Annotated in this window: 18 protein-coding genes and 1 pseudogene; 5 read left to right on the forward strand and 14 right to left on the reverse strand. The window is 71.1% G+C overall.

What is annotated here, in order from left to right:
* Nucleotides 1–97: 97 nt before the first annotated feature.
* From AB0C21_RS33305 to AB0C21_RS33320, 4 genes are read left to right on the forward strand one after another with little or no spacing between them, the layout of a single operon-like run.
* Entirely contained in the window at nt 98–2,536 is a 2,439-nt protein-coding gene (locus AB0C21_RS33305; protein ID WP_500209631.1) for a nitrate- and nitrite sensing domain-containing protein, read from the forward strand.
* Entirely contained in the window at nt 2,533–2,958 is a 426-nt protein-coding gene (locus tag AB0C21_RS33310; RefSeq protein ID WP_500209632.1) for a roadblock/LC7 domain-containing protein, read from the forward strand. The genes AB0C21_RS33305 and AB0C21_RS33310 overlap by 4 nt, the downstream gene beginning before the upstream one ends.
* Nucleotides 2,955–3,383 (forward strand): DUF742 domain-containing protein, encoded by a 429-nt coding sequence (locus tag AB0C21_RS33315; RefSeq protein WP_500209633.1) that lies wholly within the window; start codon nt 2,955–2,957, stop codon nt 3,381–3,383. The genes AB0C21_RS33310 and AB0C21_RS33315 overlap by 4 nt, the downstream gene beginning before the upstream one ends.
* Complete coding sequence (locus tag AB0C21_RS33320) at nt 3,364–3,978, forward strand: GTP-binding protein (protein ID WP_149259692.1); 615 nt, start codon at nt 3,364–3,366, stop codon at nt 3,976–3,978. Before AB0C21_RS33315 ends, AB0C21_RS33320 begins: the two co-directional genes overlap by 20 nt.
* Here the strand turns inward: AB0C21_RS33320 and AB0C21_RS33325 are convergent.
* Complete coding sequence (locus AB0C21_RS33325; RefSeq protein ID WP_500209635.1) at nt 3,975–4,868, reverse strand: LysR family transcriptional regulator; 894 nt, start codon at nt 4,866–4,868, stop codon at nt 3,975–3,977. The two genes, AB0C21_RS33320 and AB0C21_RS33325, sit on opposite strands and share 4 nt — an antisense overlap.
* Before the next feature lie 140 nt (nt 4,869–5,008).
* Between AB0C21_RS33325 and AB0C21_RS33330 the strand changes: the two genes are divergently transcribed.
* Nucleotides 5,009–6,178, forward strand: a complete 1,170-nt coding sequence (locus tag AB0C21_RS33330) for an MFS transporter (protein ID WP_500209636.1) — start codon at nt 5,009–5,011, stop codon at nt 6,176–6,178.
* 450 nt (nt 6,179–6,628) lie between these two features.
* On the opposite strand, the gene AB0C21_RS33335 is transcribed toward AB0C21_RS33330, so the two are convergent.
* The 13 genes and pseudogenes from AB0C21_RS33335 to AB0C21_RS33395 form a co-directional block, all read right to left on the reverse strand.
* Complete coding sequence (locus AB0C21_RS33335) at nt 6,629–7,630, reverse strand: polyprenyl synthetase family protein (protein ID WP_500209711.1); 1,002 nt, start codon at nt 7,628–7,630, stop codon at nt 6,629–6,631.
* A gap of 49 nt (nt 7,631–7,679) precedes the next feature.
* Nucleotides 7,680–9,263: an NADH-quinone oxidoreductase subunit NuoN gene (nuoN, locus tag AB0C21_RS33340; protein WP_500209638.1), complete on the reverse strand. Its 1,584-nt coding sequence runs from the start codon at nt 9,261–9,263 to the stop codon at nt 7,680–7,682.
* Complete coding sequence (locus tag AB0C21_RS33345) at nt 9,260–10,876, reverse strand: NADH-quinone oxidoreductase subunit M (RefSeq protein WP_500209639.1); 1,617 nt, start codon at nt 10,874–10,876, stop codon at nt 9,260–9,262. The genes nuoN and AB0C21_RS33345 overlap by 4 nt, the downstream gene beginning before the upstream one ends.
* On the reverse strand, nt 10,873–12,789 hold the full coding sequence (nuoL, locus tag AB0C21_RS33350; protein WP_500209640.1) for an NADH-quinone oxidoreductase subunit L: 1,917 nt from the start codon (nt 12,787–12,789) through the stop codon (nt 10,873–10,875). Before nuoL ends, AB0C21_RS33345 begins: the two co-directional genes overlap by 4 nt.
* A 10-nt stretch (nt 12,790–12,799) precedes the next feature.
* Nucleotides 12,800–13,099 (reverse strand): NADH-quinone oxidoreductase subunit NuoK, encoded by a 300-nt coding sequence (gene nuoK / locus AB0C21_RS33355; protein ID WP_021593191.1) that lies wholly within the window; start codon nt 13,097–13,099, stop codon nt 12,800–12,802.
* Nucleotides 13,096–14,016, reverse strand: a complete 921-nt coding sequence (locus AB0C21_RS33360; RefSeq protein ID WP_500209642.1) for an NADH-quinone oxidoreductase subunit J — start codon at nt 14,014–14,016, stop codon at nt 13,096–13,098. The genes nuoK and AB0C21_RS33360 overlap by 4 nt, the downstream gene beginning before the upstream one ends.
* Before the next feature lie 161 nt (nt 14,017–14,177).
* Nucleotides 14,178–14,642: pseudogene (gene nuoI / locus AB0C21_RS33365) on the reverse strand (NADH-quinone oxidoreductase subunit NuoI); the annotation flags it as partial.
* A gap of 43 nt (nt 14,643–14,685) precedes the next feature.
* Complete coding sequence (nuoH, locus tag AB0C21_RS33370; RefSeq protein ID WP_500209644.1) at nt 14,686–16,026, reverse strand: NADH-quinone oxidoreductase subunit NuoH; 1,341 nt, start codon at nt 16,024–16,026, stop codon at nt 14,686–14,688.
* Nucleotides 16,023–18,509: an NADH-quinone oxidoreductase subunit G gene (locus tag AB0C21_RS33375; RefSeq protein ID WP_500209645.1), complete on the reverse strand. Its 2,487-nt coding sequence runs from the start codon at nt 18,507–18,509 to the stop codon at nt 16,023–16,025. The genes nuoH and AB0C21_RS33375 overlap by 4 nt, the downstream gene beginning before the upstream one ends.
* Nucleotides 18,506–19,804 (reverse strand): NADH-quinone oxidoreductase subunit NuoF, encoded by a 1,299-nt coding sequence (gene nuoF, locus AB0C21_RS33380; RefSeq protein WP_149259700.1) that lies wholly within the window; start codon nt 19,802–19,804, stop codon nt 18,506–18,508. The genes AB0C21_RS33375 and nuoF overlap by 4 nt, the downstream gene beginning before the upstream one ends.
* Entirely contained in the window at nt 19,801–20,580 is a 780-nt protein-coding gene (gene nuoE / locus AB0C21_RS33385; protein ID WP_149259701.1) for an NADH-quinone oxidoreductase subunit NuoE, read from the reverse strand. Before nuoE ends, nuoF begins: the two co-directional genes overlap by 4 nt.
* The gene (locus tag AB0C21_RS33390) at nt 20,577–21,923 is read right to left on the reverse strand and encodes an NADH-quinone oxidoreductase subunit D (protein ID WP_500209647.1); all 1,347 of its coding nucleotides are present in this window, start codon (nt 21,921–21,923) and stop codon (nt 20,577–20,579) included. The genes nuoE and AB0C21_RS33390 overlap by 4 nt, the downstream gene beginning before the upstream one ends.
* A complete protein-coding gene (locus tag AB0C21_RS33395) occupies nt 21,920–22,666 on the reverse strand; it encodes an NADH-quinone oxidoreductase subunit C (protein ID WP_500209649.1) in 747 nt (248 codons plus the stop codon). The genes AB0C21_RS33390 and AB0C21_RS33395 overlap by 4 nt, the downstream gene beginning before the upstream one ends.
* Nucleotides 22,667–22,754: the final 88 nt, after the last annotated feature.

Below are 22,754 nucleotides of genomic sequence, written 5' to 3' on the forward strand. Positions count from 1 at the left end.
CGGCATAGCGCTACCCGCACTCACGCCACCAGTGTCTCGCAGCCGGGCCCCAGTACCTCGCATTGCAGGCACCTTGACAATTGTTGGGGCGATCATAATGCGTTTCCGCAACTCACGGCTGCGGACCAAGATTACGGCCCTGCTGGTCTCGCTGACGGCATTGTGGGCCTTCGCCGCCTGGGTGACGTTGCGCGAAGGCGTGAACCTGCTGTTCGTCAGCACCCTGGACAGCGTCGCGGCCCCGAGCGACCCGCTGCTCGTCGAACTGCAGAACGAGCGCCGCCTCACCGTGACCATGCTCGCGTCCGGCCAGCGGCGGCCCGACCTGCTCGCCACCCAGCGCGCCCGTACGGACAAGGAGCGGGCCGTCGTCGTGGAGAAGGCGCGAAGCGGCGCCGTCCACCGCGCCGCCGACGACGCCATGGACAAGAAGCTGGACGAGATGGTCAGGCTGCTCGGGCAGTTGGACCGGGACCGCCAGGCGATCGACACCGGCTCGTTGAACCGGGACCGCATCGTCCAGATCTACTCCGGCGTCATCGAGTCGATCTTCCGTATGTACGACGGAACGACCACGCTCAGCGACAAGGGCCTCACCACCGACCTGCGGGCGGAGATCGCGGTCAACCGCTCCTGGGAGATGCTCTCCCAGGAGGACGCGGTCGTCGCCGGCGTGCTCGCGTCCGGCAGGTTCACCGCCGCCGACCAGATCGCCATCGCGCAGATCGTCGGCGCCCGGCGGCTGCACTACGAGCGGGCCATGGTCGACCTCGAAGGCGCCGACCGGAAGGCGTGGAACGAGCTGAACGCCAACAAGCGGCTCGTCTCCGTCGGCACCCTCGAGGACGCCCTCCTGCAGCGCACGAAGACACAGCGGAACCGGGTCACCGCCGAGCAGTGGCGCGGCACCACCGAACCTGCGCTCGCCCAGATGCGCAAGACCATCCAGGACGCCGGTGACCGGCTGGTGGAGCGCGCCACTCCGATCGCGATCGGGGTCATCGTCCGGCTGCTGCTCGCCGGTGGACTCGGCCTCCTCGCGGTCATCGCGTCCATCGTCGTGTCGATCACCACGGCGCGCGCGCTCGTCCGGCAGCTGGAACGGCTGCGCGGCGCCGCCTGGGAGCTGGCCGAGCAGCGGCTGCCCGGCGTCGTCGAACGGCTCGGGCACGGCGAGCAGGTGGACGTCGCCGTCGAGGCGCCGCCGCTGCGGTTCGGCACGGACGAGATCGGGCAGGTGGGCCGCGCGTTCAACGCCGTCCAGGAGACCGCGATCCGCACCGCCGTCGAGCAGGCGGAGCTGCGCCGCGGCATCCGGGACGTCCTGCTGAGCCTGGCCCGCCGCACCCAGACGCTGGTGCACCGGCAGCTCACCATGCTGGACACCATGGAGCGCCGCCGCGACATCGAGACCAAGGAGCTGGAGGAGCTCTTCCGGCTCGACCACCTCGCGACCCGCATGCGGCGCAACGCCGAGAACCTCATCGTGCTCTCCGGCGCCCTCCCGGCCCGCGGCTGGCGCAACGCCGTCCCGATGGTGGACGTCGTCCGCGCCGCCGTCGGCGAGGTCGAGGACTACACCCGCGTCACCGTCCTGCCGTTCGGCCCGGTCGAACTGGCCGGACGCGCGGTCGGCGACGTCACCCACCTGCTCGCCGAGCTGATCGAGAACGCCGTGTCGTTCTCCCCGCCCGACACCATCGTGCAGGTCGGCGGGCACCTGGTCGCCAGCGGCTTCGCCATCGACATCGAGGACCGCGGGCTCGGCATGACCGACGAGAAGCTCGCCGAGATCAACGCGCGGATCGCCGACCCGCCCGACTTCAACCTGCAGAGCTCGGTCCAGCTGGGCCTGTTCGTGGTCAGCAAGCTCGCCGAGCGCTACAACCTGCAGGTGTCGCTGAAGCGGTCCGCGTACGGCGGGACGACCGCCGTCGTCGTCATCCCCCGGGAACTGATCGTCGAGCAGGGCCCGGCGCAGGTCCCGGCCGGCACCACCACCACGAACGGCCTGGAGGTGCGGCGCCCCGCCGCGGTCGGCGCCGCGCCGGCGGCCGCCGTCCGCACCACCGCGCCCACGGCGACGCTCCCCCCCGCGAGCACCGGACCGCAGCCCGCCGGACCCGCCCTCGTCGCGGTCCCCCCGCCGGCCGCGGAACCGCCGCCCGCCCAGGCGTCCGGCGGCACCGCCCCCGAACCGCGGCCCGAGGCCCCCGCGCCCGCTCGGCGCGACGAGGACCCCGAGGACGGCGCACGTCCCGACCCCATCGAGCCGGAGGACCTGCCACCCGTGCCCGACATCTCCACGACACCGTCCGGTCTGCCCGTCCGGGTGCCGCAGGCGAACCTGGCCGACCCCCTGCGCACCGATGAGCCCGTCGTCGCCGACGAGCAGGACGAGCAGGACGACCCGGGCCGCTCCCCCGAGGAGATCCAGCGGATCATGGGTTCCTATCAGCGCGGCACCCAGCGGGGCCGCTCTGACGCGGCGGAAGCCCTCGGCACCAACGCAGCGGAAGGCGAGGCAGATCAGTGACGCAGAAGACCGGTTCCTCCTCCGATCTCGGCTGGCTGCTGGACGACCTGGTGCACCGGCTGCCGCACGCCCGCAGCGCGGTCGTGCTCTCGGCCGACGGCCTGCTCATGGCGTCCTCGGAGGGCATGACGCAGGACGACGGCGAGCACCTCGCCGCCGTAGCGGCCGGCATCCAGAGCCTGGCCAAGGGCGCCGGCACCCGCTTCGGCGGCGGCCCCGTCCGGCAGACGATCGTCGAGATGGCCTCGGCGTTCCTGCTGGTCACGGTGGCCGGCAAGGGCGCCTGCCTCGCCGTCCTCGCCGGTGAGGAGGCCGACGTCGGCCTCATCGCCTACGAGATGGCGATGCTCGTCACCGCCATGGGCCACCACCTCACCACGCCGTCGCGTTCGGAGGCCGCGCAGGAGGGGCGCCCGGCATGATGCCCCCCGAGGACCCCACCCAGGAGCCCTGGGTGGACGAGACCGCGACGCGGCCCCCCGTCCAGGACCGCTTCCTGGACGAGCACGCCGGCCCGATGGTGCGGCCGTACGTGATGACCAGCGGCCGCATCGAGCCGACCCGCGGCAAGTTCGACCTCATCACGCTGGTGGTGGCGGTCGGCCCCGAGCCGGAGGGCGCGATCGGCCTCGGCCCCGAGCACCTGGCCATCATCCGGCTCTGCCAGTCGGTGATGTCGGTGGCCGAGATCACCGGCCATCTCGACCTGCCCGTGGCGACCGTGCGGGTGATGCTCGGCGACCTGCTCGACAAGGGTTTCGTCTCCCTGCAGGAACCCGAACCAGAGGCGGACATGCATGACATCAGGCTCTACAAGGCGGTGATCGATGGTCTCCGGGCCCTCTAGGCGCGACGTGCGCGCCCGCCGGCTCCCCACCGCGGTCAAGATCGTGATCGCGGGCGGCTTCGGGGTCGGCAAGACCACGATGGTGGGCACGGTCTCGGAGACCCGCCCGCTGCGCACCGAGGAGTTGCTCACCGACGAGAGCGTCGGCATCGACGACATCTCCGGGGTGGAGCGCAAGCAGACCACCACGGTCGCGATGGACTTCGGCCGCATCACGATGCGCAACGAGTACGTCCTCTACCTGTTCGGCACCCCCGGCCAGGAGCGCTTCTGGTTCATGTGGGACGAGGTCTCCCTCGGCGCGCTCGGCGCCGTCGTCCTCGCCGACACCCGCCGCCTGTCGGACTGCTTCCCGTCCGTCGACTACTTCGAGCGCCGCGGCACCCCGTTCATCGTCGCCGTGAACTGCTTCGAGGGCGCCCAGCGCTACGACCTCGCGGAGATCCAGATGGCCCTCAACCTGGGCCCCAAGGTCCCCGTCATGCTCTGCGACGCCCGCCGCCTGGACTCCTGCAAGGAAGTCCTCATCGACCTCGTCCTCCACGCCATGAAGACCCGAGGCCTGACCGAAGAACCCGAACCCCAGAACGCCTAGCCGCGGGCGCCCTCGGCGACGGCCTCCGCGAAGGCGCGGAGGCCGGCCGTGGCCCGGTCCCGGTGCCAGACGAGCGTGAGCGCCGAGTCGGGCAGACCGGTGAGCGGGACGAAGACGACATCGCCCCGCGCGTGGCGGCGGGCGGTCGGGAGACACAGCGGCATCGCGCCGCGCCCGGCCGCGACCATCGCGAGGGCCTCCTGGACCGTGCTGACAGCCGGTCCGGCCGGGATCTCGCGGCCGCCGGGCGTCAGCGGCGGGGACTGCGCCTCGCGCCAGTAGCGCGGTGCCGGGCCCGCGATCCTGACCAGCGTGTGCCCGGCCAGATCCTCGGCGCAAACCGACGGACGGTCCGCGAGCGGATGGCGCGCCGGAACGGCCAGGCTCAGTGGCGCCTCGGAGAAGACCGGGCCGAGGGCCAGGCCCGGCTCCCGCACGGGGGTCAGGACGATCGCGGCGTCGACGTCCCCGCCCAGGACCGGTCCGAACGGGTCGGCCAGCGGCATCTCGACCGTGTGCACCTCGCAGCCGGGGTGGTCGCGCTCGAACGCGCGGACGAGGCCGGCCAGATTCTCGTCCAGCGACCCGAGGAAGCCGATCCGCAGCACTCCGCCGACACCGCGCGCCCTGGCCCTGGCCTCGTCGACGACGTCGAGGAGGGCCGCGTACGCGGGGCGCAGGTCGTCCCGCAGGGCGGCGCCGAGCGGGGTCAGCCGGACACGGCGGCTGGTGCGTTCCACCAGCCGGGCTCCGATCCGCTGCTCCAGGGCGCGGAGCAACTGGCTCACACGGCTCTGCGAGAGGTAGAGGCGTTCCGCGGTCCGGCCGAAGTGCAGCTCCTCGCTCAGGACGAGGAAGCACTCCAGCTCCCGGGCCTCCAGTTGCGGCACGTGCTCCCCCTGTCCCCGATCGATGAGTCTCGCTCATACAAGGATGCGATCTTCGCCGTTGTTCCTGCGAAGACCCGCGCGCCAGGGTCGGAGCCATGACGGTTCCCTCTGCTCCACCGCCGCGGCGGGGATGGCCGGCCGTGCTCGCGGTAGCCTCCGCCACGTTCCTCGTCGTCACCAGCGAGATGCTCCCGGTCGGGCTGCTGACCTCGATGAGCCCGGACCTCGGCGTCTCCGCGGGCACGGCCGGGCTGGCGATGACCGTTCCCGGCCTCGTCGCCGCGCTGTCCGCGCCCGCGCTCTCCGCGGCCACCGCCCGGCTGGACCGGCGGGCGGTGCTGGTCGTGCTGGTGGGCCTGCTGGCCGCGGCCGACCTCGGCTCGGCCGCGGCGCCCGGACTGCCGGCGCTGCTGGCGTCGCGGGTCCTGGTCGGGGTGGCGATCGGCGGGGTGTGGGCGATCGCCGGCGGGCTGGCGGCGCGGCTGGTGCCGGAGCGCTCCACCGGCGCCGCCACCTCGTTGATCTTCGGCGGTATCGCGGTGGCGTCGGTGGCGGGCGTCCCCGCCGGCACGCTGATCGGCGACCTCGCGGGCTGGCGGGCGGCGTTCGCCGTGGCCGGAGCGCTGTCGCTGGCCGCCTGCGCCGCGCTCGCCGCGCTGCTGCCGGCGCTGCCCGGGACCGGCGCGGCGGGCTTGCGGGCCATGCCGCAGGTCCTGCGCGCACCCCGCGCACGGACCGGTCTGCTCGTGACGTTCCTCCTGGTCACCGGGCATTTCACGGCGTACACCTATGTGCGTCCCGTGCTGGAGCGGGTGTCCGCCGTGGAACCGGGCCTGATCAGTGCCCTGCTGCTGGTCTACGGCGTGGCGGGCATCGCCGGCAACTTCGCCGCGGGGACGGCCGCCTCCCGCGACCCGCGCCCCACCCTGGTGGGGATCACCGCCGTGCTCGCGCCGGCCGTCCTGCTGTTCCCGGCCGCCGGCCGGTCGCCGCTTCCGGCGGTGGTGCTGCTGGTCCTGTGGGGAATCGCCTACGGCGGCGTGTCGGTCACGCTGCAGAACTGGCTGCTCCGAGCCGTGCCCGCACACGCCGCCGAGCCCGCGTCGGCGCTGTTCGTCGCGACGTTCAACATCGCCATCTCCCTGGGCGCGCTGTCGGGCGGACGCGTCGCCGACACCGCCGGAGAGCCGTCCGTCATGTGGCTCGGCGGAACACTGGCCGCCCTGGCCCTGACCACCGCCGCAACCCCGCACCGACCTCAACGATCGCACCCGAACCCGACGCCGGATTCGAGCAAAGCAAGAATCTGAAGCCCGCATGACCTCACAGGTGCCGCACCCTAAGGCGAACCGACCTCAGCCACCGCAGCAACCACGCGACAACCTGAATGGTCGCGATCGCGTCCGCAGGCAGGTTCAAGCGCAGCAAGAACCTGAAGCCCACATGACCGCGCAGGCGCCGCCCCTAGGACGAACCGACCTCAACCAATTCCCCAACCACGCAACAACCTCAATGGTCGCGATCGCGTCCGAAGGCAGGTTCGAGCTTGCGAGAACCTGATCGCGCAGCGAGCCGCAAGGCGAGCCGGAGCGATGCCAGCGATCGCCGCAGTGCCCGACGATGGAGGGCCCTCAGGGCCCGAAGGAGGAGAGCACTGCAATAGACACAGCAGGGCCCTCAGGGCCCGAAGGAGGAGAGCACTGCAAGAGACACAGCAGGGCCGTCAGGCCCGAAGGAGGAGAGAAAAGCAATAAGTACTACTAACCAGTTCTACTTATCACGTAGTCGCAGAGGTTGGTCAGGGCGTCTCGGGCGGGGATTTCGGGGAGGGTCAGGAGTTCGGTGCGGGCGTCCTCGGCCCAGCGGCGGAGGTCGGTGCGGGCGCGGTCCATGGCGGGGTGGGCGCGCAGGAGGGCGAGGGCCTCGGCGTGGAGGGCGTCGTCGGTGAGGTCCTGGACGAGCAGTTCGCGGAGGCGGGCGTCGTCCGGGCCGGAGCCGATGCCGGCGAGGACGTGGTGCATGGGGAGGGTGCGGATGCCCTCGCGCAGGTCGGTGCCGGGCGTCTTGCCGGACTCCTCGGTCTCGGAGGCGATGTCGAGGATGTCGTCGGACAGCTGGAACGCGATGCCGATCTTCTCGCAGGCGGAGGTGACCGTGTCGACGACGTGCGCGGGGGCGCCGGAGAGCAGGGCGCCGAACTGGCCGGAGACGGCGATCAGGGACGCGGTCTTGTCGGCGACGACCTGGAGGTAGTGCTTGAGGGGGTCGGCGTCCTCGGCGGGGCCGACGGTCTCCTGGATCTGGCCGCGCACCAGGCGGGCGAACGCGCGGGCCTGGATGCGGACGGCCTCCGGGCCGAGGTCGGCGAGCAGGTCCGACGCGCGGGCGAACAGGTAGTCGCCGGTGAGGATGGCGACGGTGTTCGTCCAGCGGGAGTTCGCGGACTGCTGGCCGCGCCGGACGGTGGCCTCGTCCATGACGTCGTCGTGGTAGAGGGTGCCGAGGTGGGTGAGCTCGACGACGACGGCGGCCGGGACGACGCCGGGCGCCGCGGGGTCGCCGAAGTGGGAGGCCAGCAGCACCAGCATCGGCCGGAACCGCTTGCCGCCCGCCTCGACGAGGTGCTGCGACGCCTCGGTGAGCAGCGGATCCTCGCCGCGGACGCAGTCCAGGAGCAGGGACTCGACGGAGGCCAGGCGCTCCTTGGCGTCGGCCGCCAGCGCGGCGTCGACGGGAAGCCCGAACGGGCCGGTCTCCTGGATGGCCGGCCCGCCGGACTTCTCAGCGAATGGGTTGCTCACCCAAGACTCCCTACCGGACGAACATGTGGGTCGTGGCCTGACCCGCGAGGTCCAGAACGGGCTGCGGGATCACGCCGAGTACCACAGTAGCCGTCACCCCGAGCGCGACCGCGACCGCGGTCGCCGGGCCGGCCACCACGACCGGGCCCTCGGCGTCCGGCTCGCTGAAGAACATGACGACGATCACACGGACGTAGAAGAACGCGGCCACCGCGGAGGAGATCACGGCGACGACCACCAGGGGCGTCGCACCGCTCTCGACGGCGGCCTTGAACACCGCGAACTTCCCGGTGAAGCCGCTGGTCAGCGGGATGCCCGCGAAGCCCAGGAGGAAGAAGGCGAACACGCCCGCGACCACCGGGGACCGCTTGCCGAGCCCCGCCCACCGCGACAGGTGGCCGGCCTCGCCGCCCGCGTCCCGCACCATCGTCACGACGGCGAACGCGCCGATCGAGGTGAAGCCGTAGGCGACCAGGTAGAACATCGTGCTGGACAGGCCGTCGGCGGAGCTGGCGATCACGCCCATGAGCAGGAAGCCCGCGTGCGCGATGGACGAGTAGGCCAGCATCCGCTTGATGTCGGTCTGCGTGATCGCGATGATCGAGCCGGCGACCATGGTGAGAATCGCCACACCCCACATGACGGGCCGCCAGTCCCACTTCAGCGTCTCGAACGCGACGTAGTAGACGCGCAGGATCCCGCCGAACGCGGCGACGACGGTGCAGGACGCCATCAGCGCCGTGATCGGCGTGGGGGCGCCCTGGTAGACGTCCGGCTTCCACATGTGGAACGGGACGCCGCCGAGCTTGAACAGGAGCCCGACCGACAGCAGCGCGACGCCCGACAGGAGCAGGGTCTCGCTGCCCGCGTCCTTGCCGATCTGTGCGGAGATGTCCGACAGCCGGACGGACCCGGCGTACCCGTAGAGCAGCGCCGCCCCGTACAGGAAGAACGCCGAGGAGAACGCGCCGAGCAGGAAGTACTTGACCGCCGCCTCCTGGGAGAGGAGGCGCCGCCGGCGGGCGAGCCCGCACAGCAGGTACAGCGGCAGCGACATGACCTCCAGCGCCACGAACATGGTGAGCAGGTCGTTGGCCGCCGGGAACATCATCATGCCGCCGACCGCGAACATCATCAGCGGGAACACCTCGGTCTGGGTGAACCCCATCGCGGTGGTGCGCTGCTCGGCCTCGCTGCCGGGCAGGGCGGACGCCTGCGCGGCGAAGTGGCCGCCGGCCTTGTCCCCGCGCTCGGCGATGAGCAGGAGGCTGACCAGCGCCAGCACCAGGATCGTGCCCTGGATGAACAGGGTGGGCCCGTCCACGCCGAGGGCGCCCTCGGCGGCGACGTGGTGCGGGTTGTCGCGCCACGCCAGCGCGATCGTCCACGCGAACCCGCCCGCGAGGCCGAGGAACGCGACCGGCACCTGGAGGTAGTAGCGCGCGTTCCGGCCGGCGAACGCCTCGACGAGCACGCCCACGACGGCGGCGCCGAGGACCAGCAGCAGCGGGGCGATCTGCCCGTACTCGATGTGCGGCGCGGGGATGTCACCCCCCTGCGCGAGGACCGCGCTCACCTGACTGGTGGTGCTCATGGACGGGCTCCGTTCTCGGCGACGTTACCGGTGATGTCCGGCGCCGGGTCGTGCTCGCCGACCCGGGCCAGCGTGTGGTCCACCGACGGGTTGATCACGTGCAGCACCGGCTGCGGGAAGAAGCCCATCGCCACGATGATCGCGATGATCGGGGCGATGGCCCACTTCTCCCGGGCGGACAGGTCCTTCATGCCCTCGACCGCGGGCGCCTTGGGGCCGCCCATGGTCCGCTGGTACATCCACAGGACGTAGATGGCGGCGAGCACGACGCCGCTCACCGCGAGCGCGCCCGCCCACTCGTACCGGCTGAACGTCCCGACGATGACGAGGAACTCCGAGACGAACGTGGACAGGCCGGGCAGCGACAGCGCGGACAGGCCCGCGATCAGGAACATCCCGGCGAGCACCGGCGCGACCTTCTGCACGCCGCCGAAGTCGGAGATCCGCGCGGACCTCCGCCGGACGATCATGAAGCCGACGACGAGGAACAGCGCGCCGGTGGAGAACCCGTGGTTCACCATGTAGAGCGCGGCGCCGGACTGGCCCTGCGACGTCATCGCGAAGATGCCGAGGACGATGAACCCGAAGTGCGAGACCGACGTGTAGGCGATCAGGCGCTTCATGTCGACCTGGCCGATCGCGAGGATCGCGCCGTAGATGATGCTGAGCACCGCGAACCCCAGCACGACCGGGGTCGCCCACTTGGCGGCGCCGGGGAACAGCTCCAGGCAGAACCGGAGCATCCCGTAGGTGCCGACCTTGTCCAGGACGCCGACGATCAGCACCAGCGCGCCGGGCGGGGACTGCTGCGCCGCGTCCGGCAGCCAGGTGTGCACCGGCACCATCGGCGCCTTGATCGCGAACGCGACGAAGAAGCCGAGGAACAGCCACTTGGCCGTCGTCGGGTCGATGTTCATCTTCGACAGCTCGTCGAACATGAACGTGCCCTGCCCGAGGCCGCCCTTCTCGACCGCCCGGCTCGACAGCGGGTACAGCCAGATGACGGCGACGAGCATCAGCAGCCCGCCGAACAGCGAGTACAGCAGGAACTTCACCGCGGCGTAGGAGCGCTGCGGGCCGCCGAAGTACCCGATGATGAAGTACACCGGGATGAGCATCGCCTCGAAGAAGACGTAGAACAGGAACACGTCCGTCGCGGCGAACACGCCGATCATGGCCGCTTCGAGCGCCAGCAGCAGCGCGAAGTACGTCTTCGCCGACCGCTGTGTTCCGCCCCCGTGGCTACGCCCCGCCTCCCCCCGGGCGGGGACGTCCACGCCGCCGGACCGGTCGGCCTCACCCCACGACGCCAGCATGACCAGCGGGACGAGGATCACCGACAGCAGGATCAGCACCAGCGCGACGCCGTCGACGCCGAGCGCCCAGTGGACGCCGAACTCCTTGATCCACCAGTACTTCTCGGTGAACTGGAAGCGCGGGCCGCCCGCGTCGAAGCCCGCCGCCATGACCCCGGTGAGGGCGGCGACGAGGAGGGAGACACCGAGCGAGAACTGCTTGACCAGCGCCTCCCGCTCGCGCGGGATGGCGCTGAGCAGCACCGCGCCCACGAGTGGCAGCGCGATGAGGACGCTCAGCCAGGGAAAGTCGCTCATGACACGTTCACCACCAGGAGCGCCGCGACCACGAGGGCCGCGCCGCCGAGCATCGATAGGGCGTAGGAGCGGGCGAAGCCGGTCTGGACGCGCCGGAGCCGGCCGGAGCTGCCGCCGACGCCGGCGGCCGTGCCGTTGACGGCGCCGTCGACGCCGCGCCCGTCGAACCAGACCGCGAGCCGGGTCAGCCACTGGCCGGGCCGCATCAGCAGCGACTCGTTCAGCGCGTCGCCGTAGAGGTCCTTGCGGGCCGCGACGGTGATGAAGGAGCCCTTCGGCGCCTCACGCGGCACCTTGCGGGCGCCGTACTGCATCCAGGCGATCCCGGCACCGACGATCATCAGGACGAAGGTGGCGGCGCCCGGCGCGGTGAGCCACTTGAACTCGTGCGCGTGCTCGGGCGCCCCGACGACCGGTTCGAGGAAGTCGGCGAAGCCGCCGAGGATCAGGAACCCGCCCGCGAAGACGGAGCCGACCGCGAGCAGCATCAGCGGCCAGGTCATGACGGCCGGCGACTCGTGCGGGTGGACGTCGTCCTCCCACCGCTTCTCACCGAAGAACGTCATGAACATGACCCGCGACATGTAGTACGCGGTGATCCCGGCGCCGATCAGCGCGCAGGAGCCGAGGATCATCCCGGACGTGCCGCCCTTGTCGTAGGCGGCCTCGATGATGCCGTCCTTGGTGAACCAGCCGGACAGGCCGGGGAACCCGATGATGGCGAGGTACCCGAGCCCGAACGTCGCATAGGTGATCACCATCACCGTGCGCAGCGCGCCGTAGTGGCGCATGTTCACGTCGTCCTTCATGCCGTGCATGACCGAGCCGGCGCCGAGGAACAGGCCCGCCTTGAAGAAGCCGTGCGCGACGAGGTGCGCGATGGCGAACACGTAGCCCGCCGGGCCGAGCCCGGCGGCCAGCACCATGTAGCCGATCTGCGACATCGTCGACCCGGCGAGGGCCTTCTTGATGTCGTCCTTGCCGCAACCGATGATCGCACCGGCGAGCAGCGTGGCCGCGCCGACGATCGTCACCACCAGCTGCGCGGTCTCGGACATCTCGAAGATCGGCCCGGAGCGGACGATCAGGTAGACGCCCGCGGTCACCATCGTGGCCGCGTGGATGAGGGCCGACACCGGGGTCGGGCCCTCCATCGCGTCCAGCAGCCAGGACTGGAGCGGCAGCTGGGCCGACTTGCCGCACGCGCCGACCAGGAGCAGCAGCCCGATGGCCGTCGCGGTGCCGGTGCCGAGCTTGCCGGCGAGCCCCGCGTGCTCGGCGCCGGTGCCGAGCACCGGCCCGAAGTCGATGGTGCCGAACGTGGCGAAGATCAGCGCGATCGCGATGATCAGCCCCATGTCGCCGACGCGGTTGACGACGAACGCCTTCTTCGCGGCGGTCGCGGCCGTCGGCTTGTGCTGCCAGAACCCGATGAGCAGGTAGGAGGCGAGGCCGACGCCCTCCCAGCCGAGGAACAGGATCAGGAAGTTGTTCCCCAGCACCAGCAGCAGCATCGCCGCCAGGAACAGGTTCAGGTAGGCGAAGAACCGGCGCCGGTCGGGGTCACCCGACATGTAGCCGATCGAGTAGATGTGGATGAGCGAGCCCACCCCGGTGATCAGCAGGACGAAGGTGATGGACAGCGGGTCCACCAGCAGGTCCATGCCGACCTTGAACGTGCCGACGTCGATGAAGTCCCACAGGTGCACGGTGCGGCGCCGGGTCTCGGCGTCGTACCCGAGCATCTGCGCGAACATCGCGGCGCCCACCGCGAACGACGCCACCGACAGCGCGGCGCCGAGCAGGTGGCCCCACTTGTCGGTGCGCCTTCCCCCCAGCAGGAGGATCGCGGCTCCCGCGAGCGGGAGCGCGACGAGGAGCCAGGACGCGGCCTGGATGCCTTCCGCTTTCATCCCTGGCCTCTCAGTACTTCAGCAGGTTCGCGTCGTCGACCGACGAGGACCTGCGGGTCCGGAAGATGGTCATGATGATCGCCAGACCCACCACGACCTCCGCGGCGGCCACCACCATCACGAAGAAGGCGATGATCTGGCCGTCGAGGTTGCCGTGCATGCGGGAGAACGAGACGAACGCCAGGTTCGTCGCGTTCAGCATCAGCTCGACGCACATGAACACCACGATGGCGTTGCGGCGCACGAGGACGCCGAGCGCTCCGATGGTGAACAGGATCGCCGAGAGCGCCAGGTAGTGCCCCGGACTCATTCGCCTGCCTCGCCTTCACTCGCGCCGCCGCCGGCGGCCGGGGTCCCCGACTTGACCGAGCGCCCCTCGGCATCGGTGTCGCGGACGTCCTCGGTGACCGCCTTGACCGCGGCCACGTCCCGTTCGAGGGCCTCCTCCTCGGAGCCGCCGTACAGGTCGGCGTGCCGCTCCGCGGTGTCGGTGCGGGCCGCGATGACCGGGTTGACCGACAGCTCCGAAGGCGTCCCGTCGGGCAGCAGCGCCGGCATGTCGACGGCGTTGTGCCGGGCGTAGGTGCCGGGGCCCGGCAGCGGGCCCGGGTGCGAGCCGGACAGGAACCGCTGCCGCGACAGGTCCTTCTGCGTCGCCTTCGGCTCGGTGCGCTCCCGGTGCGCCAGCACCATCGCGCCCAGCGCCGCGGTGATCAGCAGGGCGCTGGTCGCCTCGAACGCGAACACGTACTTGGAGAACAGCAGCCGGGCCAGGCCGATGACGTTGCCCTCGGAGTTGGCCTGGGTGAGCCCGGCCGAGTTGCCGAGCGCGGCGTTGCCGACCCCTACGGTGAGCAGGACGAGGAAGCCGACCGCGGCGATCACCGCCCAGAACCGCTGCCCCCGGATCGTCTCCACCAGCGAGTCGGTGGAGCTGACGCCGACGAGCATCAGCACGAACAGGAACAGCATCAGCACCGCGCCGGTGTAGACGATCACCTGCACGAACGCCAGGAAGGGCGCGTTCTGGATCGCGTACAGCGCGGCCAGGGAGAGCATCACGGTCGCCAGCAGCAGCGCCGAGTGCACCGCCTTGCGCGCGAAGATCATGCCGAGTGCGCCGAGGACCGAGACGACCGCCAGCAGCCAGAAGAAGAACGGCTCGCCGGACTGCTTGTCGGCGACCTGGGCGGCGAGCACGTGCGCGCTCGCGACGGAGCCGGTCACTTGCCCTCACCGCCCTTGCGCGCCTTCTCGCGCTTGACGTCCTTCTCGCGCTTGACGGCCTGGTCCATGCTGGCGCGGCCGCCACTCTCAGACGGAACGGTCGGAGCCGAAGGCGATCCGGGGGGCGTGGGGGGTCGTCCCCCCTCGGAGGACGCGGTCGGAGCGGAGTCGCTCTCCTGGAGGCCGAGGCGGTAGTAGTCCTCCTCGGTGTCGCCGAGCCGCATCTCGTGCGGGGGCGCCTCCATGCCCTCGCGCAGCGGCGCCAGCAGCATCTCCTTGGTGTAGATGAGGCTCTCGCGGCTGTCGTCGGCGAGCTCGTACTCGTTGGTCATCGTGAGCGCCCGGGTCGGGCACGCCTCGATGCACAGGCCGCACAGGATGCACCGCAGATAGTTGATCTGGTAGGTGCGCCCGTAGCGCTCGCCGGGCGAGTACCGCTCGTCGGCCGTGTTGTCGGCGCCCTCGACGAAGATGGCGTCCGCGGGGCACGCCCACGCGCACAGCTCGCAGCCGACGCACTTCTCCAGGCCGTCCGGCCACCGGTTCAGCTGGTGCCGCCCGTGGAAGCGAGGAGCCGTCGGCTTCTTCACCTCGGGGTACTGAACGGTCTCGCTCTTCATGAACATCTGGTGGAACGAGACCCCGAACCCCTTGACCGGGTTCAGGAAATCAGTGAGTCCCACTGGTGACCTCCTCGGAGGGGGTTTCGATCGTGGCCGGCCGGACCGGCTCGCGGGCGCGGCCGTGGTAGTGGGGCGCGTCCATCGGCGGCACCGGGAACCCGCCCGCCGACGGGTCGGTGCGCGGCCCCTCCGTCGCCCCCGGGACGATCTCCTTGCCGTCCTCGCGGCCGCGGACCATCTCCCACACCACCGTGGCGACCAGCACCACCGCGGCGACCACGGCGGCGGCGATGAACAGCTGCCGCATCTCGTAGCCGTCGTTGCGCAGCGCGCGGATCGTCGCGACCAGCAGGATCCAGCCGAGCGAGAAGGGCATCAGCACCTTCCAGCCGAGCTTCATGAGCTGGTCGTAGCGGACCCGCGGCAGCGAGCCGCGCAGCCAGATGAAGAAGAAGATGAACAGGAAGACCTTGACCAGGAACCACAGCACCGGCCACCAGCCGGAGTTGGCGCCCGCCCACACCGTGGAGATCGGCGCGGGAGCGCGCCAGCCGCCGAGGAACAGCGTGGTGGCCAGGGCCGACAGCGTCGCCAGGTTGATGTACTCCGCGAGGAAGAACATCGCGAACTTCAGCGACGAGTACTCGGTGTGGAAGCCGCCGACCAGCTCGCCCTCGCCCTCGGGCAGGTCGAACGGGATGCGGTTCGACTCGCCCATCATCGTGATGACGTACACGACGAACGACGGCGCGAGCAGCACCACGAACCACTTGTCGTGCTGCGCCGCGACGATCTCCGAGGTGGACATCGAGCCCGCGAACATGAACACGGCCACGAACGACAGGCCCATCGCGATCTCGTAGGAGATCATCTGGGCGGACGAGCGCAGCCCGCCGAGCAGCGAGTACGGCGACATCGAGGACCAGCCGGCCAGCACGATGCCGTAGATCCCCATCGACGACATCGCGAGGACGAGCAGCACCGCGACCGGCAGGTCGGTGCCCTGCAGCGCCGTCTGGTGCCCGAACACCGACACCGTCGGCCCGAACGGGATGATGATGAACGAGATGAACGCCGGCACCGCCGACATCACCGGCGCCAGGACGAACACGACCTTGTCCACCTGGCGGGGGACGATGTCCTCCTTCAGCGCCAGCTTGACGCCGTCGGCGAGGCCCTGCAGCAGGCCGAAGGGCCCGGCCCGGTTGGGGCCGACGCGCAGCTGCATCCGGCCGATGACGCGCCGCTCGATCCACATCGTCATCAGCACGGTGACGACGAGGAACACGAAGACGGCGAGGACCTTGCCGCCGATCAGCCACCACGGGTCCGACCCGAAGTCCTGCAGCTGCGGGTCGGGCGCCGGGGCCGCGGCCAGGTAGCTCATCGGATGCCTCCAGCGTTCTCGGTCGCGGTCGCGAGCACCGCGCTCGCGATCTTGACGACGCCTCCCGCCACCGCGCCGAGGTCCCGGTGCACGGCGCAGCCGGCCGAGTTCGTCGGCAGCCACACCACCCGGTCGGGCAGGTCGGGGGTGATCTCCAGCGGGAGCGTGACCTCGCCGCGCCCGGCCGTGACCGTCACCGCGCCGGTCGCGCCGATCTCCGCGGCGGTCGCGGGCGACAGCCGGGCGACGGCGTGCTTGGCGGTGCCCGCGAGGAACGGCTCGCCGTCCTGCAGGCGGCCCCGGTCCAGCAGCAGCCGCCACGTCGCGAGGAGGGCCTCGCCCTGCTCGGGGTGCGGGGCCAGGCCCTGCGCGACGTTCGGCGCGTCCGGGCGCTCGCCGCGGTAGGCGCCGAGGGCGGCCATCTCGCGGCGCGCGGCCTCGGGCTCCGGCAGACCGAGGTGGACGTCCATCTCGTCGGCCAGCGCGTGCAGCACCCGCAGGTCGGACATCCGCCCGGCGGACTTGAGCACCACGTCGAACTGGCGGCCGCGGCCCTCCCAGTCGACGAACGTCCCGGACTTCTCCGCGACCGCCGCGACCGGCAGGACGACGTCGGCGCGGTCGGTGACCGCGCTCGGCCGCTGCTCCAGGCTCACCACGAACGGGGTGGCCTCCAGCGCCCGCAGCATCGCCTCCGGGTCGGCGAGGTCGTAGGGGTCGACGCCGCCGACGAGCAGCGCGCCGCGCCGCCCCGCGGCCGCCTCCGCGATGATGCCGGCCGTGTCCTCGCCGGGCCCGGCGGGCAGGTCGGCGACGCCCCAGGCGCGGGCGACCTCGGCGCGCGCCTGCGGGTCGGTGACCGGGCGGCCGATCGGAAGCAGCCCGGGCAGCGCCCCGGCCTCGATCGCGCCGCGCTCACCGGCCCGGCGCGGCACCCAGGCCAGCCGGGCGCCGGTCGCCTGCGCCACCCGGACCGCCGACGTCAGCGCGCCGGGGCTGGTGGCGAGCCGCTCGCCGACGAGGATGACGGCGCCGGGCGTCTCCAGCAGCGTGCGGATGTCTGGCCTGGCGTCATCCCCGATGCTGGCGGCGTCCCCGATGAGGGAGCCGAGGGTCTCGGCCTCCGCGCCGGGCGGCGTCGGCAGCAGCGTGCCGCCGACCTTCCCCAGCCCGCGGGTGGCGAACGGGGCCGCCGCGAACACCTTCAGGCGGTTCTTGCGGTACGCCTTGCGGAGCCGCAGGAAGACGATCGGCGACTCCTCCTCGGGCTCGAACCCGGCGAGGAGGACGACCGGCGCCTTCTCCAGGTCGGCGTAGGTGACCTCGATGGGGTGCCCCGCGACGGACGAGGCGAGGAACCGCGACTCCTCGTCCGACAGCGGCCGGGCCCGGAAGTCGACGTCGTTGGTGCCGAGCGCGATCCGGGCGAACTTGGCGTAGGCGTAGGCGTCCTCGAGCGTGACGCGGCCGCCGGTCAGGACGCCGGCGGTACCGCGCGCCGCCGCGAGGCCGCGCGCCGCGATGGTGAGCGCCTCGGGCCAGGACGCCGGCTCCAGCTCGCCGTCCTCGCCCCGGACGAGCGGGTGCGTGAACCGGTCGGGCTGGGTCGTGTAGGCGAACGCCCAGCGGCCCTTGTCGCAGTTCCATTCCTCGTTGACCTGCGGGTCGTCCCCGGCCAGCCGCCGCGTGATCTTCCCGCGGCGGTGGTCGGTGCGCATCGCGCAGCCGGACGCGCAGTGCTCGCACACGCTCGGCTGCGACACGAGGTCGAACGGGCGGGACCGGAACCGGTAGGCGGTGCCGGTGAGCGCTCCCACCGGGCAGATCTGCACGGTGTTGCCGGAGAAGTAGGAGTGGAACGGGTTGCCGTCGGCGGTCCCGACCTCCTCCTTCGCGCCCCGGGCGAACAGGTCGATGAACGGGTCGCCAGCGATCTGCTCGGAGAACCGGGTGCAGCGGGTGCACTGGATGCAGCGCTCGCGGTCGAGCAGCACGCCGCTGGACAGCGGGAGCGGCTTCGGCCAGGTCCGCTTGGTCTCCAGGAACCGGGTCTCGCCCCGCCCGTTGGACATCGCCTGGTTCTGCAGGGGGCACTCGCCGCCCTTGTCGCAGATCGGGCAGTCCAGCGGGTGGTTGATGAGCAGGAACTCCATGATGCCGTGCTGGGCCTTGTCGGCCACCGGCGAGGTGAGCTGGGTCTTGACGACCATGCCCGGCATCACGGCGGTGGTGCAGGACGCCTGCGGCTTCGGCATCCCGCGGCCGTTCCCGGCGTCCGGGATCTCGACCAGGCACTGCCGGCAGGCGCCGATCGGGTCGAGCAGCGGGTGCTCGCAGAACCGGGGGATCTGGATGCCGAGCAGCTCGGCGGCCCGGATGATCAGGGTGCCCTTCGGCACCTCGATCTCGAAGCCGTCGATGGTGCAGGAGACCATCTCCACCTGCTCAACCGACTTGCCCGACTTGTCGTCGGTGACGGTCACTTGGCACCTCCCCAGAGGGTGGACTTGGCCGGGTCGAACGGGCAGGCGCCCAGCTCGAAGTGCCGGAGGTACTCGTCCCGGAACAGCTTGATGGACGAGACGACCGGGCTGGTCGCGCCGTCGCCGAGGGCGCAGAACGCCCGGCCGAGGATGTTGTCGGAGATGTCGAGCAGGGTCTCCAGGTCCTCCTCGGTGCCCTGCCCGGCCTCCAGCCGCTTCAGCATCTGCTTGTACCAGTAGGTGCCTTCGCGGCACGGCGTGCACTTGCCGCACGACTCGTGCGCGTAGAACTCCGACCAGCGCAGCACGGCGCGGACGACGCAGGTCGTCTCGTCGAAGATCTGCAGGGCCCGGGTGCCGAGCATGGACCCGGCGGCGCCGACGGACTCGAAGTCCAGCGGCACGTCCAGGTGCTCCTCGGTGAAGATCGGCGTGGACGACCCGCCCGGAGTCCAGAACTTCAGCCGGTGCCCCTCGCGGACGCCGCCCGCCATGTCGAGCAGCTCCCGCAGCGTGATGCCGAGCGGCGCCTCGTACTGCCCGGGCCGCGTGACGTGCCCGGACAGCGAGAAGATCCCGAAGCCCTGGGACTTCTCGGTGCCCATCGCGGCGAACCACTCGGGCCCGTTGGCGATGATCGAGGGAACCGAGGAGATCGACTCGACGTTGTTGATGACGGTGGGCCCGCCGTACAGGCCCGCGACCGCCGGGAAGGGGGGCTTCAACCTGGGCTGACCGCGGAACCCTTCGAGGGAGTCCAGCAGCGCCGTCTCCTCGCCGCAGATGTAGGCCCCGGCGCCGCTGTGCACGACCACGTCCAGGTCGTAGCCGGAACCGAGGATGTCCTTGCCGAGGTAGCCGGCCTCGTACGCCTCCGCCACGGCCTGGTGGAGGCGGCGGATCACGTGCAGCACCTCGCCGCGCACGTAGACGAACGCGAGGTTCGACTTGATCGCGTACGCGCTGATGATGATGCCCTCGACGAGCACGTGCGGGTTGGCCATCATCAGCGGGATGTCCTTGCACGTCCCCGGCTCGGACTCGTCGGCGTTGACGACGAGGTAGCGCGGGTTCGGGCTGGACGGCGGCAGGAAGCCCCACTTCATCCCGGTGGGGAAGCCCGCGCCGCCGCGGCCGCGCAGGCCGGAGTCCTTGACCGCCTGGACGATCTCGTCCGGCTCCATGCGGAACGCCTTGCGCAGCGCCTCGTAGCCGCCGTCGCGCTCGTAGCCCGCGCGGGTGAACGAGTCGGCCTGGTCCCAGTTCTTGGTGAGGATCGGGGTGAGCGTGGTCACTTGTTCCGCCCCTCCTGCGACCCGGGCTTGGCCTCGCCGCCGACCGGCTTGCCCGGCTCCTGCGGCGGGGAGCCCATGTCCTCGGGCTTCACCGGCTCCTCCGGACGCTCGCGCTCGACGTCGGCGCGGGGCGCCTCCCAGCCGCGCTGCTTCGCGATCTCCAGTCCGACCAGCGACTCCGGCCCGGCCTGGACGCCCTCGCCGGCGCGCCCGTCGGGGAACCCGGCGAGCACGCGGGACGCCTCCTTCCAGGTGGCCAGGCTCTTCGGGCCACGCGAAGGAAGCACTTGCTTACCAGAGCGCAGGTCGTCGACGAGCCGCTTGGCCTTCTCGGGAGTCATGTTGTCGAAGAACTCCCAGTTGACCATCATCACCGGCGCGAAGTCGCAGGCCGCGTTGCACTCGATCCGCTCCAGGCTGACCTTGCCGTCCGGGGTGGCCTCGTCGTGGCCGACCCCGGTGTGCTCGCTCAGCTCGTCCCAGATCTGGTCGCCGCCCATGACGGCGCACAGCGTGTTGATGCAGACGCCGACGTGGTAGTCGCCGACCGGCGCGTGCTTGTACTGCGTGTAGAAGGTGGCGACGCCCGTCACCTGCGCCGGGGTGATGCCGAGCTGCTCCGCGCAGAACTCGATCCCGGCCTCGGTGATGTGGCCCTCCTCCGACTGCACCAGGTGCAGCAGCGGCAGCAGCGCGGAGCGCGGCCGGGGGTACCGGCCGATGATCTCCTTGGCGTCGCGCTCCAGCCGCTCGCGGACCTCAGGTCCGTATGTCATCGGTCCACTCCCCCCATGACCGGGTCGATGCTCGCCACGGCGGCGATGACGTCGGCGACCATGCCGCCCTCCGCCATCGCCGGGGTGGCCTGCAGGTTGACGAAGGACGGCTCCCGGAAGTGGACCCGGTAAGGCCGGGTGCCGCCGTCGCTGACCACGTGGGCGCCGAGCTCGCCGCGCGGCGACTCGATCGGCGCGTACGCCTGCCCCGCGGGCACCCGGAAGCCCTCCGTCACCAGCTTGAAGTGATGGATCAGGGCCTCCATCGAGGTGCCCATGATGTGCGCGATGTGCCGGGGCGAGTTGCCCATGCCGTCCGCGCCGATCGCCAGCTGCGCCGGCCAGCCGATCTTCTTGTCCTCGATCATCACCGGGCCCTTGACCGACTGGAGCCGGTCCAGGCACTGCTCGACGATCTTCAGCGACTGCTCCATCTCGTCCATGCGGACGAGGTAGCGGCCGTAGACGTCGCTGGTGTCCTGCGTGGCGACCTCGAAGTCGTAGGTCTCGTAGCCGCAGTAGGGCTGCGACTTGCGCAGGTCCCACGGGAGCCCGGTCGCGCGCAGCACGGGGCCCGTGACGCCGAGCGCCATGCAGCCGGTCAGGTCGAGGTACGCGATGTTCTGCGTGCGCGCCAGGTAGACCGGGTTGGCGTCCATCAGCTTGCGCAGCGCCTGGATGCGCTTCGGCATGCGGTCCAGGTAGTCGCGGATCTTGCTGGTGGCGCCGCTCGGCAGGTCCTGCGCGACCCCGCCCGGACGGACGTAGGCCATGTTCATCCGCAGGCCGGTGATCTCCTCGAACAGGTCGAGGGTGTACTCGCGCTCGATGAAGCCGTTCAGCATCACCGTCGTCGCGCCGAGCTCCAGCCCGAACGTGGCGATCGCGACCAGGTGCGAGGAGATCCGGTTCAGCTCCATCATCATCACGCGGATGATCTGGGCCCGCTCCGGGATCTGGTCGGTGATGCCGAGCAGCTTCTCCACGCTCAGGCAGTACGCCGTCTCGTTGAAGATCGGCGCGAGGTAGTCCATCCGGGTGCAGAACGTGGTGCCCTGCGTCCAGGTGCGGAACTCCATGTTCTTCTCGATGCCGGTGTGCAGGTACCCGATGCCCACCCGGGCCTCGTTCACCGTCTCACCGTCGAGCGTCAGGATGAGCCGGAGCACGCCGTGCGTGGACGGGTGCTGCGGGCCCATGTTGACGACGAGCCGCTCGTCGCCGAGGTCCTCCGCGCCGGAGACGACCTGGTCCCAGTCCTGGCCGTTGACGTCGAAGACCTTGCCCTCGGCCGCCTCCTCGGCGGCGTAGGCGTCGTATTCGGTGTACTTCGTGGAACTCATACGTACGACCTCCGCTCGTCGGGCGGGGGGATCTCCGCGCCGCGGTACTCGACGGGGATGCCGCCGAGGGGGTAGTCCTTGCGCTGCGGATGGCCGACCCAGTCGTCGGGCATCTCGATCCGCGTGAGCGCCGGGTGGCCGTCGTAGATGATCCCGAAGAAGTCGTAGGTCTCCCGCTCGTGCCAGTCGCTCGTCGGGTAGACCGGCACCAGCGACGGGACGTGCGGGTCGGCGTCCGGGCAGGTCACTTCCAGCCGGACGCGCCGGTTGTGCGTGATCGACAGCAGGTGCACCACCGAGTGCAGCTCGGCGCCCTCGTCCTTCGGGTAGTGCACGCCCGACACGCCCGAGCACATCTCGAAGCGCAGGGACGGCTCGTCCCGCATGGTCCGCGCGACCTCCACCAGGTGCTCGCGCCTGACGAAGAACGTGATCTCGCCGCGGTCGACGACGACCCGCTCGACCGCGTCGCCGAAGTGGGGGTAGGCCCGCTCCAGCTCGTCGGCGACCTCGTCGAACTCGCCGGCCTCGGCGGCGCCGCCGGGCCCGCCGTACGGGCGCTGCGCGGACACCTTCGGGCTCTGCCGGATGACGAGCCCGCCGTAGCCGGAGGTGTCGCCGGTGGTCCGCGCGCCGAACATGCCCTTGCGGACGACCGGCTGCTCGCGGCGCTCCTCCTCCGCCTGCGCGGGGAGCTTGTCGGCGTTCTGCTCGGCCCGCTGCTCAGGGTTCTGCGAACTCATGCTGTCCTCCCCCTGGGGGGGCGACCCCCCAGACCCCCCGGGAACTGCACCTGAATGCTGACCTGCACTCCGCTGCGCTCCGTTCCGG

It is taken from the genome of Spirillospora sp. NPDC049024, from assembly GCF_040649235.1.
Lineage (GTDB): Bacteria > Actinomycetota > Actinomycetes > Streptosporangiales > Streptosporangiaceae > Spirillospora.